Source organism: Oleiphilus sp. HI0061 (genome assembly GCF_001635675.1).
In genome coordinates, this window is record NZ_LWFE01000192.1 from 1 (window position 1) to 1204 (window position 1204).

The following is a 1204-nucleotide window of genomic DNA, read 5'->3' on the forward strand; positions in this document are numbered from 1 at the left end:
CTGGTGTTACCAAATGTGAGTGCTGAGGTTTTTCGCTGGACTGACGCCAATGGGCAAGTTCATTTCAGTGATCACGCTCGAGCGCCTTCTGCTGCAAAAGAAGTCGAGATCGACACAAGCAAAATGAATATAACCAGTGAACTCAGCTCACCCGAGCAGCTTCAACGCCAGGCAGAAGATCTGGACGCATTACGCCAGCAAAAACTCGAACAATGGCAGAGTAAACGAAAGGATCAACCTACAAAGGACGATTGGTGTAATTGGGCACGATCTTATTTACAGACGATTGTAGGTCGTGTTGTTTTTCTCGATGACAATAATCAAGCTGTCAAAGTCTCTGAAAAAGAGCGTAAAGAACGGGCCCAGAAACTGGCAAAAGAGATAGAAAAACGATGCTAAAGATAAGCTTCGTTGCGCTGACGCTAGCATTGATCTTTGCGTTCTCGGCTCAAAACGTATACGCCCAAATATACAAATATCAAGGTAGTGATGGTAAGTGGCACTATAGCGATAAAAAACCTGCTTCCAAACAAACAAAAGTTGAGAGTATCAATTACCAAAGCAAAACTAAGAAAACACTTAAACCTCATCTCGTGCTTTCACACAGTGACAATGGAACTGACTTTATTGTTCACACCCCCTATTTTGCACCAATTCAAATATTCTTAAGTGTTGGCACGCATAAACTAAGCAAGCTTATTCCAGAAAATTCACAAGAAGCAGTATATCAAAGCCAAACCCGCATTTTTTCTGGCGAACATCGTTTCTTCTATGTGATCGGCTCCCCTGACAGTCGTCATACACAAAGCCACTACTTACCACCATTCAAAAACTTTAAACCAATGAAAGTCACGCAAAGCTTCAAGGGCCGCTTTAGCCACAATTCGCAACCAAGCCTATATGCAATCGATATTGGTATGACAGTAGGAACCCAGATTAGCGCAGCGCGCGGTGGAGTCGTTATTTCGACAAAAGATGACTATGCCTCAGCTGGCGTTTCAAGCCCTTTTTTTATTGATAAAGCGAATGTCGTAAGAGTTCTTCACGATGATGGAACTTATGCGGTGTATGCACATTTACTCTTGGGCAGTATACGAGTGAAAGCTGGGGATAAAGTTAAGGCAGGTCAAATCTTGGCGCTCTCAGGGAACACGGGTTACTCCACAGGCCCACACCTACATTTTGTTATACGTAAAAATGACAA

At 43.2% G+C, this 1204-nt stretch carries 2 protein-coding genes; both read left to right on the plus strand.

The window, feature by feature from the left end; all coding sequences use genetic code 11:
• Window positions 1-399, plus strand: a 399-nt coding sequence (locus A3735_RS02275; RefSeq protein ID WP_068637514.1) for a DUF4124 domain-containing protein, incomplete at its 5' end; no start/stop codon positions are given.
• On the plus strand, window positions 393-1204 hold an 812-nt coding region (locus tag A3735_RS32350; RefSeq protein ID WP_068637516.1), incomplete at its 3' end, for a peptidoglycan DD-metalloendopeptidase family protein. The genes A3735_RS02275 and A3735_RS32350, both read left to right, overlap by 7 nt.